The organism is Candidatus Woesearchaeota archaeon, assembly GCA_016188115.1.
Classification (GTDB): Archaea; Nanobdellota; Nanobdellia; order Woesearchaeales; family GW2011-AR9; genus JACPIK01.
Map to the genome: position 1 here is coordinate 1,003,282 of JACPIK010000002.1, position 13,979 is coordinate 1,017,260.

12 protein-coding genes are annotated in these 13,979 nt (G+C 37.7%); 4 read left to right on the top strand and 8 right to left on the bottom strand.

The features are described 5' to 3' along the window. Positions 1-31 precede the first annotated feature (31 nt). Both HYV86_05370 and HYV86_05375 read right to left on the bottom strand, forming a co-directional pair. Positions 32-568 (bottom strand): hypothetical protein, encoded by a 537-nt coding sequence (locus HYV86_05370; GenBank protein MBI2573265.1) that lies wholly within the window; start codon positions 566-568, stop codon positions 32-34. A gap of 48 nt (positions 569-616) precedes the next feature. Continuing rightward, positions 617-1,723 carry a peptide chain release factor aRF-1 gene (locus HYV86_05375; GenBank protein ID MBI2573266.1) on the bottom strand — a complete coding sequence of 369 codons (1,107 nt, stop codon included), beginning with the start codon at positions 1,721-1,723 and terminating at the stop codon, positions 617-619. A gap of 163 nt (positions 1,724-1,886) precedes the next feature. Between HYV86_05375 and HYV86_05380 the strand changes: the two genes are divergently transcribed. Then, on the top strand, positions 1,887-2,933 hold the full coding sequence (locus tag HYV86_05380; protein ID MBI2573267.1) for a hypothetical protein: 1,047 nt from the start codon (positions 1,887-1,889) through the stop codon (positions 2,931-2,933). A gap of 21 nt (positions 2,934-2,954) precedes the next feature. On the opposite strand, the gene HYV86_05385 is transcribed toward HYV86_05380, so the two are convergent. The 6 genes from HYV86_05385 to HYV86_05410 form a co-directional block, all read right to left on the bottom strand. After that, the gene (locus HYV86_05385) at positions 2,955-4,526 is read right to left on the bottom strand and encodes a LamG domain-containing protein (GenBank protein MBI2573268.1); all 1,572 of its coding nucleotides are present in this window, start codon (positions 4,524-4,526) and stop codon (positions 2,955-2,957) included. 106 nt (positions 4,527-4,632) lie between these two features. After that, complete coding sequence (locus HYV86_05390; protein ID MBI2573269.1) at positions 4,633-5,118, bottom strand: AAA family ATPase; 486 nt, start codon at positions 5,116-5,118, stop codon at positions 4,633-4,635. A 118-nt stretch (positions 5,119-5,236) separates the two neighbouring features. After that, positions 5,237-6,961: an ABC transporter permease gene (locus HYV86_05395; GenBank protein ID MBI2573270.1), complete on the bottom strand. Its 1,725-nt coding sequence runs from the start codon at positions 6,959-6,961 to the stop codon at positions 5,237-5,239. Positions 6,962-7,045: 84 nt separating this feature from the next. Continuing rightward, positions 7,046-7,984, bottom strand: a complete 939-nt coding sequence (locus HYV86_05400; protein MBI2573271.1) for an ABC transporter ATP-binding protein — start codon at positions 7,982-7,984, stop codon at positions 7,046-7,048. A gap of 100 nt (positions 7,985-8,084) precedes the next feature. After that, positions 8,085-8,951, bottom strand: a complete 867-nt coding sequence (locus tag HYV86_05405; protein ID MBI2573272.1) for a hypothetical protein — start codon at positions 8,949-8,951, stop codon at positions 8,085-8,087. A 2-nt stretch (positions 8,952-8,953) separates the two neighbouring features. Then, the gene (locus HYV86_05410; protein ID MBI2573273.1) at positions 8,954-10,642 is read right to left on the bottom strand and encodes a CTP synthase; all 1,689 of its coding nucleotides are present in this window, start codon (positions 10,640-10,642) and stop codon (positions 8,954-8,956) included. 199 nt (positions 10,643-10,841) lie between these two features. Here HYV86_05410 and HYV86_05415 point away from each other — a divergent pair, with 199 nt between their 5' ends. The 3 genes from HYV86_05415 to HYV86_05425 all read left to right on the top strand — a co-directional run bounded on the left by HYV86_05415 (position 10,842) and on the right by HYV86_05425 (position 13,958). After that, positions 10,842-11,312 (top strand): hypothetical protein, encoded by a 471-nt coding sequence (locus HYV86_05415; GenBank protein ID MBI2573274.1) that lies wholly within the window; start codon positions 10,842-10,844, stop codon positions 11,310-11,312. A gap of 158 nt (positions 11,313-11,470) precedes the next feature. Next, the gene (locus HYV86_05420) at positions 11,471-12,376 is read left to right on the top strand and encodes a hypothetical protein (protein ID MBI2573275.1); all 906 of its coding nucleotides are present in this window, start codon (positions 11,471-11,473) and stop codon (positions 12,374-12,376) included. After that, positions 12,369-13,958 (top strand): hypothetical protein, encoded by a 1,590-nt coding sequence (locus HYV86_05425; GenBank protein ID MBI2573276.1) that lies wholly within the window; start codon positions 12,369-12,371, stop codon positions 13,956-13,958. The genes HYV86_05420 and HYV86_05425 overlap by 8 nt, the downstream gene beginning before the upstream one ends. The last annotated feature ends 21 nt before the right edge of the window (positions 13,959-13,979 follow it).

A 13,979-nucleotide genomic window follows, 5' to 3' on the forward strand; every position in this document is an offset into this window, starting at 1 on the left:
ATCTAGCGACTAAGAAAAATGATGTTTTCTCTTATTTCAAAATCTGTGTAGTCAAAAATCTCCACAACATCTCCAAATCCTTAACGCTTCGTAGATCAGTAGGATTACCTGCAAACGTACTCCAAACCATATCAACGCCGTATTTCTTACACACTTTAGCGTTGAATGCAATCCGCATCATCATTCTCGCACGATGAGAAGTATGCAACAACGAAGAAAATGAAAACCCAACTATTCTTTTCTTCTGTTTTGCTAACGGCCCTAACACTTGATCCATGCCTGCTTTAGGATAATGAAGACTATCATGAGGATACAACTCTTCAATTCCTAAAATCAAATCCACTGGAGCTTTTTCAATCGCAAAACGAAGAAGTTCTGGTTTAGGCACGAAATAGATTAACTTTTTCTTTTGTTGATGCGCCTTCTGACAATCTGACAATAAATCTTTGGGCGTAGTAGCTTTACTGACTACCAAATCTCGACCAAGAAAAAGAACCCTCGTAAATCCTAATTTTATACTTTTCTCTTCAAGTTCTTTTGTATACGCAAGCAAAACGTAATTATCCATAAAATGAATAAAAGAGAGGCATTTTATATAATTTTGTAACAGAAAAAACTATCCTTGTTCAATCTCAAATCGCAGAATCGCGGCTATTCCACCTAAATCTCGTAACTGTACTCCCTCGCGTGTTTCAGTCGAAATAACTCTCACCGTAGTCCCTCCCAATTCAGCTTTTTCACTTAATGAAAAAACCATTTCTTCAGGAAGTGCTTCAGATAATAACAGCACATCAACCGCATTCATTTCCAATGCACGTAATGTTTCTTTCTCCCCATATGTGATTTTTTTAGGATTATCACGAAACACCATGAAAAATTCGTTCATCGCTTTCTTTTCATCAGCAATCGCTTCTTCACTTAACAAATCATCACATTTGTCAACAAGTTCTTGGACACCAAATTCATCAGTATATGAAAGGTCTTTCGTTCCTAAAACCTTCTTTTGCAAATCTCCAGTAAGATACTCGTGATTCAAAAAATCATTAATTGTAACGCCAGGACCACCAATAATAATACCCTTAAGATTATTGCCCAATGAAAGAAATTGCTCTTTCATATACTCACAGATTTTTTTGTAATGTTGAACAATCGCATTCTTACGATTTTGATCAAACCGATGAGCAGATTGCCCGCCAGCCCTCATTTTCCCCGGAACTTCAGAATGTGTTTTTTGTAGGATAGTAAACGTCTTACCTTTAAGCAATGCAAGTGTTGCGTCACGGTTATCTAAAACCACTAAGCCATAAACATGATGGTCAAGAAGCATTTCCTCAAGAATATCGGTCACAAACATTTTATCACAGCGATAAATACGCGTATTAAGAGGCATAGGCGGTTCAACTGCCCAAGACCGAAAATCAGTCTTCCCTTCTGCTGCCGCGATATTCCCGCTAAATGCAACTAATCCTTTTTCAGGAGTACGAGGATATTGGCGAAGATGTGTGATCATCTTCTCTAGAGCACCTTGAACATTTTTGCGTGTAGTCGCTGATTTAATGTTTGCCGCAGTGCCTAACTCCTCGCCTAAATGTTGGGTAATTTTTGTGAGTTCATAACCTGCTGGAACATACACCGAAACTAACTCAGTATGTGGAGCACGATGAGTTTTAAGTTCACGAATTAATTTCTTTACTTTGAGCTTATCTTGAGCACTAATAGCCATAGAAGAACAATTCTTGGACGTTTTTATAAAAGTTCTCAAAATCAGAGACCAGTTTCAACCAAACCGCCCCTAACCCATCTCAAACACTTCACAATAACATAACACTACTATGTTGCTCTTCAAAAGGAGTAAAATATTTAAAACCCCGTTATTTAGGACAACTATGCCCTCCCCAATAGAACAAATTCTTACCAGAGACACTGCCCCAAGTATGGACTCAGGTCGAAAGTTCTATGTGTATCCTCCTCTTTTAAATTATAAAGCTATACGCGCAACTCTTCCTGCGCAACGCACTCCTGAACAACTCATAAAAATCGCCGGAGGACAAGAGGCAACTCTAGCCTCATACACTACACAAGCAGGAATACCCTATGTTGTAGCACAAAATGCCCACGGTTTTGTTCTTCCTAAACCTATGAGATTTAACTCAAAATTGACTGACTTGAGTACGTTCTTTTACGATCTAGAACGAATAACTGAAATACAACCGGGACAAGAAGAGATGAATAAACTTTTTATCTCTGGTTTTGCTGACACTACTCCTTTTGATACCAAACGAGCAGGATACACTTTTCGCCCGTTCCATAATAGCTTTACGGTTGTACCAAATGATCAAGGAGGAGCTCCTTTAGTTCATAGTTCAGTTGAACGAACTATCGCTCAAAATCATCGCGCAGCAACAATTCGAGTAACAATGGGTCTTAACCAAGCAGACTTTAGTCCTGCATTTTGTCAAATCCAATATTGGTTGCATAACAAAGGAACCAATATTAATTTCTCATGGTTAGACAACAATAACGATTGGGATTTTGATCTCACACCAAAAAATGTTGCAAACCTCAACGGCCCTATTCCGCACGGATATTTCATGTTTGCTCGAGAGGGATCAGCATTCTCCTCTTGGGGATTTTTAGGTAAACCAACCCACTATGACGGCAGAATCAGTGGATTTGAACCGCTTGGTGCATACTGCCTTGGACGGGAAAATCATGGAAGAGGAGCAGGCATAATTAGTGTTCAAAAAAGCAGTGAGATAAATGAAGAAACAACATCCCGTTTAACAATGAATGGTGCAAGTTATAGAACTGCATGGGGTGACTTACCGCAAATCAGAATACAAGATCTTCTTAAAAAAATGGTAAACATTGTAAGAATGCCTCTTGACCGACACACTACTGATCTTTTTGATCTTGATTTTCAGTATAAATAAACACACAGGTCACAGTTAATGTTACATGTCTTTCTGCACTCGTAAAAAATAACCACAAATACTCACAAGAAGAATTAAGACAAGAGCATAATCATTCCACTCTGGCACTGCCGAAGACCCGCCAATGAGCATAGTACTAGACGTATTAGTATCTCCTTCGCTAGAATTATCCGTTGCCGTAGCAACCACGTGCCATAATTCCCCTGTTTCTGTTTCAGCGGACGTGATAACATTAGTTTGATTTGTAAAGAGAGCATAGATCTGCGAATCAGAAAGAACTCGATTATAAATTGAAAAATCATCAAGAACACCATTAAAAAAATATTTGGGAGAAGATTGCATCCTGTCTGCAATGGTTACAGGAGTGGAAGATGCTGTAACGCCACTAGAGTAAGTAGAGTTCACAATCTTTGTCCCATTTACATAAAGTGCTGCATACGAACCATTATACGTTGCGCTCAAAAAATACCACGCATTAGGCAAATAAGATGAATTAGTGACTAAAACCGTTTGATTGTTATTACTATCATTACGCAACGCCAACACAAAATTATAAGGAGCAATAAACGTAACATCATCAATCCAAATTTGCTGATTATAATCTGTAGCCCACGCATCGGTAATATAAAACCACACATTCACATTTTGACCTGCATAGCTAGAAATGTTTCCCGTAATATTAATGCTATAATTTTTATTGCCGCAAGAAGAGCCGCCACTGCACAACTCCCAATCAATAATCGGGATAGACCAATCGGAACTATAAATTGCCACATTAGCATTTGTAACCGTGCTAAGAGAAGTGGATGACGCCGCGCGATAATAAAAAGATAAGTTAAAAGTCGCAGGGACTGGATTAGGAACAGCCACCTCGTGGAAAAAACCATAACGACAAACTGCTGAAGAATACATATCACTCTGCTCTAAAACATTAAAAGAACTCGGCTCTGCCCCAAAAAAAGAAGAACTATTGGAAAAAATATAAGAAGAATCAAAACCACAACTGCCATTTTTTCTCTTAGTCCAGCCATCTGTCGCATTGTACGCATTCTCATTAGGAATAATATCAGCAACCCCATAACTCAAGTAATAAGACTCATTTGCAATATCATCTTTCCATTTCGAAATAATATATCCCTTGTCAGTAGGATTAACCCAGCTCGTGAGTGTAAACACAGATAAATCCAGCGACGTTGCATCCAGGATAGTAATAGAATCATTGTTGCCATCAAAACGATAAGCACCAAAACCATCAAATCCCCCTGTGCTATTCCAGGTAGCATTAATTACTGACCCATTATTACGATAAGAAGAATAATCTTTAGTAAAAGTCGTAGTACTTCCTCCTTCAAAGGGCATAATCAGAGAAGTAAGTGTATTCGAGTTTTTGTACCATGAATAAATTACTTTAACAGGATCAGAATCTGAATCGCTCGTAACAATGACTGCAGAAATATTTTGATTAGTGTCATTCGTGATAGGATTCGTAGATGTAAGAGAAATTTGTGTAATCAGAGGAGAAGCTGCCATGATAAGCATAGAAAACAGGACGAAACCTACAGTTAAAACTACCCACATCGCCTTTTTTTTCATATTGATTATAGATTAAAAATATAGTTTAAAATACTTTAGGAAACGATCATTGTCAAGATAGAATATTAATTAACGAATAATTAACTAAAAAAGGAAATATAGAAAACTAAGTCTTTACTATCTTAATTTTATGCCCTCGTTCTCGTGCTTCTTCCAAACAAACCTGAAAAATCTCACAATCCAGATTTTCTCGCACCTTCGCTTTATGGTACCCCCTTTTCTCAAGACGTCTCTTCAAAACGGCAAGATCAGGGCACACCATTACAATGCATAAATCAACCATACTAGCAGAAAGTAAATGAGAAATATGAGAATCAATAACCACTTTAAGATGTTCTTTGCTAACCTTCTTAACCAATGCCTCAAACTTTCTTGGATCAATGACATAACAGCGTTTAGATCGATCATACCCTGTTGAAATCTCTTTATAATGCACATGTAAATCTAAACGAAAGTATCCTTTTTTCTCAAACTGCGCAGCTAAAGTAGACTTCCCAGTGCCGGGTGTTCCTGTAATAATAACCAATTTTTGTGTAGAACTTTTTTCTAAATTATTCTTAACCTTTCCTTTCTTGATTTTTTTGGAAGCCATATTAAACCCTATAAACCCTAATGATGATATCAACAATGATGATCAACAGTACATATCTAAATTAAATCTCTCTCAAAACGTAACACATCAAACCGACCCAAACTAAACGCAACACCATTTAATTCTCCTTCTTCTCTTCCTCTTTATGTTTAGGATGATGATGTTTCATAAATCGACTTACCAAATGCTCATGAAACAATGATTCAATAAGCAGAATTGCTAAAAATAACAACACCGCATAGCTTAACAAGACCAGTAAATCCATCCAAATTTGTGTGAACGGAGCTTGAAAGATAAACACTTCACGAACTAATTTTTCACTAATCACAAACGGATTAAACGAAACCACTTCCTCAACCAAAGGGTTAATTGCTTCCAAAGGAAGAATAACACCGGAAACAAATAAACACAAACTTCCTACCGAGATCGACGCGAGGATAGCTGTTTCTTCAGAATTAAACATATATCCTACAACCATGCCGATGAATGTAAATACTGATGCCGCAATAAACAATATCAACGCTACTAAAGGAAATGCCGTGTACGAATCTTGAAGGAAAAATAACGCAATACCTAAAACAACAACAATTTGCACAACAGTCAGAATTAAATTAGTTAAATAGATAGAAGTGATGAAAGTAACTTTACGAATAGGTAAGAAGAAATTACGAAAATATGCTGGACTATTTTTTTCAATCATAACAAGTGTTGTTCCCAACGCCAGAGAACTAAACATAATAACTAAAATCAAAATGGCCGGAAAGAGATAACTCAAATACGTTCCATCAGGACTTATTTTCTCAATACGGGTTCGCAGAGGAGACGTGATTGTTTCTGCTTGAGTAATTTTTTGCGCTGCAAGTTTTGATTCTATTACCACTAGATCAGTAGCAACACTTTCTAGCGCACTAATAGTCTCCTGCATTGAGGTTTTGCTGCTATCAAGATTAGAAGATGTCTGTTGAACTTTTTCTGAAGCAGTGGTGATTTTTTGTTTTGCAAGAGCAATATCTTGCTCAAATTGACTAATAAGCGCTGCAAGCGAACCGGTATCATTTCCTTCAATAAGCAAAACACTGCTATTAACGGCAATACCAGCCTCACCAACCAAAGAGGTAATTCTTGTTTTATCCGAACTAGTAATATTTAACCTATTCACTTGAACCGAAATTTCACCCAGTTTACTGCTTGTCGTTGCCAATTGACTCTTGAGTTGGTCTAAAGATCCAGAATTAGCTTCATGCGGAGTAAAGATAAGATCAACGGTTTTGAGATTTTGCTGTGCTTGGTTTGTCGCACTAGATGCCCCATTCGCTTTTTCTTTGACCATGTTGAGGTCAGCTTTTTCTTGCGTAACAAGTTTGCGAGAATCTTCAACCCTTGTCAAAACTTCTTGGGTTAACTGCTGCGAAATCTCATTTCCCCGTAACTCGAATTTTTTACCCACAGTTTCTTGAATCATCCACACTAAATTAATCCGAGTAGGATCGATATAAAATGTAACTTCTCGAGGGGTATTTGATTCTATTTTAAACGTCTCTGGAAGAGAAATACACGTATGAACATATCCACTTTTTATATCTTCTAAACAAGGCGCAATCTCAGACTCGTATTTAATTACAGTAAAATTTTGCTCTTCAAGCAGATTCGTAAATGCAAGAACATCATCACTAAACGTAGAAGCATAGATCCCTATTTTTACCGCATATTGCTCATCAGTATTGTAAGAAAGACCAAGTAAGAGAATAATTAAGAGGGGAGCAAAAATAACAATCAACGCAGAACTCTTTGCTCGTACTAAGACTTGTAAGTTCTTTTTTGTTAGCAACCAAAGCGTATTCATTCCTTCACTCTCTTTTTTCTATTTTTTTATTTTCTTGATCTATTTTTCAGGACCTATAAATCAACAATGTAATTTTCCTAATATTTATTGTGTTAATTTAGTAAACATATCCCGTAAACTTGGCTGATGAACATCGATATCACTCATCATTAACCCTTCTTCTTTAAGACGGCTAACTAAAAGACCAATCGCCTTCTCATCATCAAGAGGATACAAGACTAATTGGTCACCTTGATCAATAATTTTACTCACGGGTAACTTCTTAACAAGAGCTATAATTTTTTCTTTATCTTTACCAGTCCTGATATTAATAGTAAGATTAGGTTTCAAAAATGGTTTTCGTAAATCATCTATCTCCCCATAACTCTGAAGCGTACCATTCTTGATAATTGCCAATTTTGTGCAAATATTTTCTATACTCTCAAGGTGATGAGAAGCAATAATAACTGTTACTCCCTGCTTGTTTACTTCCTGAATAAGTTTAACCACTTCCCTTTCAGTAACCGGATCAAGATTTGCCGTAGGTTCGTCTAAAAATAATATTTTCGGTTTGTGAATAAGACTGCAGGAAATATCCAAGCGTTTACGCATTCCTCCTGAAAGATGTTCTGCGAGTTTCTCTCGATCATCATAAAGTCCTGTAAATTGCAATAACGCCTTGGCATTCGTAATCAATGTCTCTTTAGGGATATCATACAAATGTCCAAAATGAAGAATATTTTCTTTAATACTTAGTTTAGAATAGACCGAAGAATGCTGCGGTGTAAAACCAATATGCCGTTTAATCTTAAAGAAATTGTCATGTAAATTTTTTGGTTTTTGATCTACTTTCGAAAAATAAACGACTTCACCTTGTGTAGGCTCAATAAAACCAGAAATCAAATTGAGCAACGTCGTCTTACCACTGCCAGACTGCCCCACAATACCAATGATATCTCCTTCTTGAATATTGAGTGAAACATCATGTAACACTGGCTTCTTAGCGTACTCTTTAGACACCCCTTTTACTTGGATAAATTCCACAACTGGTACGAGACAAAAGACGTTTATAAATGTTATTGAGGGCAAAAATACGAAAAACAGGACCTATTAACGCCCATTGACAAAAATCAGGAAGAAATTATCAAGCCGAATCTGGTTCTGATACTTCACTAATCTGTTCATATAATGTTACCGGTAGAAGTTTAACACCCATTCTTTGAGATTGAAGCTCTTTGTTTAATCTTGCCCTATAACGATCTCTTCCTCTTTCCATAAAATTTGTAATAAGAGAATTAGCCACCCAATGTAACTCATTCACTTTAGGATGATCTAGATTAAGTCTTCCCGTTTGAATTTGACGATCCCTCTCTGTGACAAGAAGTCGTTGCTGAACAGACTCAATGACTCGCGCGGCAACTGCCTGATAAAGTTCCTCTTCACGACCCCATCTTTCCCATGAAGTTGTGAGAGAATGAGAAGTATCGGAATCATGTTTGAAAGAACTTTCTGGTTCTAATAATTTTCTTTTTTGAAAATCTGACCCAACATGATAAACCCCATCACCAATTGCCGCTGCCTCTTCCATGATATTTGCTTCTTCTATGATATTAGGTTCATAACCAAATTGCCAGCCACCCACCCCTGTTCTTGTTCTGATTGTAGAAAGTGACGCTACAAACGTATGCTTTTCTTGATCTAGTTGTAGAGTTCTAAAATAACCTTCCCATACCATCATGGCTTCAAGGCAAGCCACATCAAGACGAAGCGGCGTATGAACAGTCCAACTGCGATCTGGTTCATAACTTCGATCTAATCCAGGAGGATGTCGATACAAATATTCTGGAACTTCTGATCGAAAAGGGATTTGTGGATTGTGAGTATAATCCCCAGAAAATGCGTGAGCTCTAAATACCCCCACTAAATACTGCTTAGTTACTTCTACTTCTACATTCCCATCAAAAACTCGTGCGACGATCTCATCGACACCAGGACGTGAGAATAAACCCATAGTTACCACCGTTTCTGTTTATACTCCACAGCTGCATTTACCAATTCCACAAATAACGGATGTGGTTTAAGTGGTTGTGATTTATATTCAGGATGCGGTTGGGTTGCAATAAAATACGGATGCATTGATTTAGGCAACTCAATAATCTCTACAAAAAAGTCATCGGGCGAAGTTCCCGAAATCACAAACCCTTTCTCTTCTAGCACTCGGCGGTATTCATTATTAAACTCATACCGATGACGATGACGTTCAGAGATTAACCCTTTCTGACCATTCTTCCAAGCATGATGTGTATCATACACTTGATATGCTAATGTTCCGGGTTTGACAATGCAATCAAATGCTCCAAGACGCATCGACGTTCCTTCACCTTTAATGGTTTGATATTGCGGATTAAACGGAATGCTATGAATGATCTTATGAGAAGAATTTGGCGCATTTTCCTCTGTGTCTGCATCACTAAAACCAACCACATTTCGCGCAAATTCAATTGACGCAAGTTGCATACCATAACATAACCCCAGATAAGGTATTTTATTTTCACGAGCATACTGGACGGCTTGAATTTTTCCCTCTGCCCCGCGTTTGCCCCAACCAATGGGAACAATAATCGCATCAACGTCGCGTAGACATGCAGCCGCGCCAACATCCTCAATCTCTAAAGTACTAACAAACTTAATATTAGTTTGGACATTGGTATTCCAGCCAGCGTGTTTAATCGATTCAATTAAAGAATTATAGACATCAACAAGTTCATAGTCCCCTTTATTCTTACTAAGATATTTTCCCGCAACAGCAATAGTAATACTCTTGTCCTTTTTGCATTTAATATTCTCAACAAGTTTTCGCCAATCAGCAAGATCTTGTTTATGAGCAACCAAACCTAAATGATGAAGAATCTTAGCATCAAACTCTTGCTCAGCAAAGAGAAGTGGAACTTCATAAATAGTTTCGACATCAGGCGCAACCATAACATTCTCGCCAGGAATACTCGTACGTAACCCTAAGATATAACGACGACGTTGGTCTAACCCTACTTCACCGCGTAATACTAAAAATTCAGGATGAATACCCATACTCATCAACGTCGTTACAGACATCTGTGTAGGTTTTGTCTTAGGTTCACCAAGATGATGAGGGAGAGGAAGATATGATACATGGACATTAATGACTTTGCCAGGCATCGTAACTTTCATGATTCTGCATGCTTCATAATAAAGCATATTTTGATATTCCCCTGCAGTGCCACCAAGCTCAACAATAACAATGTCTTTATCTTTACCAGCCTCTTTAATGCGACGGATAATTTCATCAGAAACGTGAGGAATAGCTTCGACATCTTCACCTTCATACCCCATCGAACGCTCACGATCAATAACAGTTTTATAGATCTGGCCCATGGTTGTGAAATTGGCATGACCCATCTCATCGCCTAAAAATCGTTCATAAGTTCCCAGATCCATATCAGCTTCGAGCCCATCATTACACAAAAACGGATCACCATGCTCAATAGGATTAATTGTCCCAGAATCAACATTAAGATAATTCTCACATTTAATGCTGCTAACACGAAAACCTCGTTTCTTAAGCAGAAGCGCAAGAGATGCTGCGCAGACACCTTTACCAATACCAGAAATAACACCGCCTGATACAAAAACATAGGCAGGACCAATAGAATCTTGTTTGTGCATAGACATAGGACCAGACCCCATTATTTAAATTTTATTGTAAAGCAGAATGAGCAAATGGAAAGTAAAAGAAAAACGAAAAGAAACCATCAGACACTATTTTTTTCTGACCATTTCTTAACCAATTTCACCACAATCTACCCTAACTAATTTATAGAACACCTCATTTTATACTTCATCCGATATTATACTATTAAAAACCATGAACCATATAACTCTCACAATTAGCCCTTGTATCTCTGGAATACTATCCGACCAACTCACCTTAGGTTTATTTCTCAAAAATTTCAGCACACAAATCGGAGAAAAGTTGATAGAAAGCCCCCATCTAGTCCAACGCGAAGGAATAGGACAAGTTGGATTCTGCGCCAGTAGCAATGGCACAATCATCCTTGAAACATATATTCGCCGTAAAGAAGTCATCATTAACTGTCATAATTTAAATCCCAACATTGCTAATATTCAAAACTATCTTATCTCTCAACTTTCTTTAAAGCCACATCAAATCTCTCTCCACCGTTGCTCTGGCGAAAAAGAAGAAATTGAATGTGAAGAACCCCGATGCAGTATCCGTGCTACAAAAACATGGGGAGGACGTCACATCTGCTCAGATCATTATGATCAATATAACGACGAACACACTAAATTTCTCCGACAAAATCAAGACAGTTAAAATCAGGACAATGAGAAACTTATTATCTTATTTCTTCATTTTATTTTTTATTTCTTTCCGCTGCTCGCCAACCTATTCTGTGCCATCATAACCTTTAAATAGAAACCACCATCCAAAGTGAACTTAATTAACAAATAAACAATACATGATGTGAACATATGTTAGATAAATTAAAGCATATCTACGAAACAAAATACAAAGTACTTCTCATAATCCCCATCCTCCTACTCATATTAGCATTAGCTCAAATTGGCTATCAATATTCAACTACAGGAGATTTTGTCCAAAAAGGTGTTTCTCTAAAGGGGGGCTCAACTATCACCCTAAACCACCAAATTACTCAATCTCTTCCTGAATTAGAAACACAATTACAAGAAAAATTCCCAACTGCAGACATTAGCATCAGGACATTATCTTCAACAAATGCAATATTAGGGTTAATCATCGAAACAAACCTGCAAGATAAAGCGCAAATTGACCCAATCATCACGCAATTAAGTACTCAGTTAGGCACGAGTAAAGAAGATTATAGCATCGAAATTGTTGATTCTTCACTTGGTTCAAGCTTCTTCTACCAAACAGCATGGGCATTAGTGGTCGCTTTTATCTTTATGGCTATTGTCGTCTTTATCTATTTTCGTATGCTTGTTCCTTCCCTCTCCGTTATCTTAGTTGCATTCTCTGATATTGTTGTTACCCTCGCGATATTTAACCTCACTGGAAGTAAACTAGGTACAGGTGGCGTTGCTGCATTTTTGATGTTAATAGGATATTCTGTTGATACAGAGATGTTAATCAATTCTAAAGTAATCAAACAACGTGCCAGCGCATTCATGAATCAAATTTATAGTGCAATTAGCACTGGAATGACCATGACTATAACTGTATTAGTTGTTGTCTTTGTTGGATTAATTTTTGTTAACAACGAAACCGTCCACCAAATCATGTTAATTCTCTTTATTGGCATGCTTGTGGATATGATAAATAGTTGGATTCTCAATGTAGGAGTATTCCGTTGGCATATTGAAAATCGAGAAAAACACGAGAAGAAACACCATGGTTAAGTTCAAAAAAATATTCACAAATTGGAGAGTATTAATGCTCATTTTCTTCCTATTATGTTCCTATCTTGCGTTAAATGGAGGATTTACTCCTCACTTTTGGGATTCTGGCGCAACGATTCGTAGTATTGACCAGAACTCATCGGCAGCTCTTGCAGGTATGCCTAACCCATCAGCGAAACTCACCCCTCTTCAAAAAGAAAGGATTATTTCTGTAAATGGCGAGAAAATAACTTCCGCAGTTGATTATTATTCCCAAGAAACACAACTCATTGAAAATAGCACCGTGCGTATTGAGACTAATAAACAAACCTATACCCTAATTGCTAATAGAATAGGAAACAACATAGATTTAGGACTCAAAGTATACGACTCCCCTACCTCAAATTTACGCAAAGGATTAGACCTTGAAGGAGGGACACGAGTTTTATTAAAACCTGCAGAAAAAGTCTCTGCTGACACTCTTGAAATTACCACTGCAAGTCTACGTGAACGACTCAATGTCTATGGATTAAGCGACGTCGTTGTGCGCACCGCACGCGATCTAGGAGGAGATGATTTTATCCTTGTAGAAATTGCGGGCGTTACAGAAGATGAAGTAAAAGAATTATTATCAAAACAAGGAAAATTTGAAGCAAAAATTGCCAATGAAAGCGTCTTTCTAGGTGGTGAAAAAGACATCACTTACGTCTGTCGCAGCGCTGATTGTTCAGGAATTGATCCTAACCGTGGCTGTGCTCGAAATGGCGATGGATACGCTTGCTCATTCTTTTTTGGCATCACCCTTAGCCCAGAAGCAGCACAACGTCAATCTGACTTAACCAAGTCGCTTCCTCTCATCACAGAAAACGGACAACGTTATCTTAGTGAAGATCTTAAATTATATCTTGATGATACACAAGTAGATTCACTACGCATTGGCGCTGATCTCAAAGGTCGCGCTGTAACTAACATTCAAATTTCTGGTTCAGGAATTGGTCGAACGCAAGAAGAAGCAATAACCAACACTCTTGAAAACATGAAAAAACTCCAGACTGTTATCATCACAGGAAGTTTACCCGTCACTCTTAGTGTTGTCAAACTCGACACCATCTCTCCCTCACTCGGAAAAGAATTCCTCTCTAATGTATTTTTTGTAGGATTTTGTGCGCTCGCAGCCGTCTCTACAGTGATTATTATACGCTATAGAAAAATCAAAGTTGTCGTCCCAATGGTGCTTACGTTAATCTCAGAAATAATTTTAATTCTTGGATTTTCTGCGCTAATCGGAACAAACTTAGATCTCGCTGCTATTGCGGGAATAATTATTGTCATTGGCAGCGGCGTGAACCATCTCATTATCATTACTGACGGCACATTAGGTAAAGAAGCAGTTGATCTTGATTGGAAAACAAGGATTAAAAATGCAATGTATATTGTCTTTGGTGCGTATTTAGTTAATTTCGCAGGTTTAATTCCTCTACTCTTCGCAGGAGCAGGACTCCTTAAAGGATTTGCATTAATGACCATCGTTGGCGCATCTTTTGGAGTTTTAGTAGCGCGTCCTGCCTATGCAGCTATAGTTGAAATCATCCTTAATGATTAAATCCTAATCCGAACATTTCCT